The organism is Nonomuraea sp. NPDC050691, from assembly GCF_040654455.1.
Taxonomy (GTDB): domain Bacteria; phylum Actinomycetota; class Actinomycetes; order Streptosporangiales; family Streptosporangiaceae; genus Nonomuraea.
In genome coordinates this window covers 1-1,582 of the sequence record NZ_JBFAIA010000364.1, presented here as the reverse complement: position 1 = coordinate 1,582, position 1,582 = coordinate 1, and the positions used below count along the sequence as shown (strand labels likewise).

1 protein-coding gene is annotated in these 1,582 nt (G+C 70.4%); it reads left to right on the top strand.

Features of this window, described 5'->3' with window-relative positions:
- The coding region (gene rho / locus AB0H81_RS44760) for a transcription termination factor Rho (RefSeq protein ID WP_358388703.1) at positions 1-1,455 on the top strand (1,455 nt) is incomplete at its 5' end.
- Positions 1,456-1,582: the final 127 nt, after the last annotated feature.

The window sequence follows — 1,582 nt, the reverse complement described above, 5'->3', positions numbered from 1 at the left end:
GGCAACGACCGGGGCAACGACCGCTCGGCCGGCGACCGCGGCGAGGGCGGCCGCGACGGCGCCCGTGACGGCAACCGTGACGGCGGTCGTGACGGCCGTGACCAGCGCGCCGCCGACACGCGTGACCAGCGCGGTGACCGTGCTGACCGTGCTGACCGTGCTGACCGCGGTGACCGTGCTGACCGCGGTGACCGCGGTGACCAGCGTGGCGGCGACGACGACGAGCGCGGGCGCGGGCGGCGCGGCCGGTTCAGGGAGCGCAACCGCGGCCGCGGCCGCGACCGCTTCGAGGGCAGCGACCCCGTGATCGGCGAGGACGACGTCCTCATCCCGATCGCCGGCATCCTCGACATCCTCGACAACTACGCGTTCGTGCGTACCAGCGGCTACCTGCCCGGCAGCAACGACGTCTACGTCTCGATCGCGCAGATCCGCCGCAACGGCCTGCGCAAGGGCGACGTCATCACCGGCGCCGTCCGGCAGCCGCGCGACGGCGAGCGCCGCGAGAAGTTCAACGCCCTGGTCCGCCTCGACACCGTCAACGGCATGGACCCGGAGCAGGCCCGCAACCGGCCCGACTTCAACAAGCTGACGCCGCTCTACCCGCAGGAGCGCCTGCGCCTGGAGACCGAGCCGAACATCCTCACCACGCGGATCATCGACCTCGTCTCGCCGATCGGCAAGGGCCAGCGCGGCCTCATCGTCTCGCCGCCCAAGGCCGGTAAGACGATGGTGCTGCAGTCGATCGCCAACGCGATCACCCGCAACAACCCCGAGTGCCACCTCATGGTCGTGCTCGTGGACGAGCGGCCCGAAGAGGTCACCGACATGCAGCGGTCGGTCAAGGGCGAGGTCATCCACTCGACCTTCGACCGTCCGGCCGAGGACCACACCACGGTCGCCGAGCTCGCCATCGAGCGGGCCAAGCGCCTGGTGGAGCTGGGCCACGACGTGGTCGTCCTGCTCGACTCGATCACCCGTCTCGGCCGCGCCTACAACCTCGCGGCGCCGGCCTCGGGCCGCATCCTGTCCGGTGGTGTCGACTCCACGGCGCTCTACCCGCCCAAGCGCTTCTTCGGCGCCGCCCGCAACATCGAGAACGGCGGCTCGCTGACGATCCTCGCCACGGCCCTGGTCGAGACCGGGTCCAAGATGGACGAGGTCATCTTCGAGGAGTTCAAGGGCACGGGCAACGCGGAGCTCAAGCTCAACCGTTCCCTGGCCGACAAGCGCATCTTCCCCGCGGTGGACGTCGACGCGTCCGGCACCCGTAAGGAAGAGATCCTCATGGGCAAGGAGGAGCTCCAGATCGTCTGGAAGCTCCGCCGCGTCCTGCACGCGCTGGACATGCAGCAGGCTCTGGAGCTTCTCCTGGAGAAGATGAAGGAGACCAAGTCCAACGCCGAGTTCCTCCTGCAGGTCCAGAAGACCACGGTGAGCAACGACCGCGACTGACGCACGCACCGAGAGGGGCGGCCGGGAATTCCCGGCCGCCCCTCTCGCGGCCCCCGGCCGGCCGGGGGGGGTGGGGGGAGGGGGGGAGGGCGGGGGGGTGGGGAAGAGGGTGTGTGTAGTAGGGTTG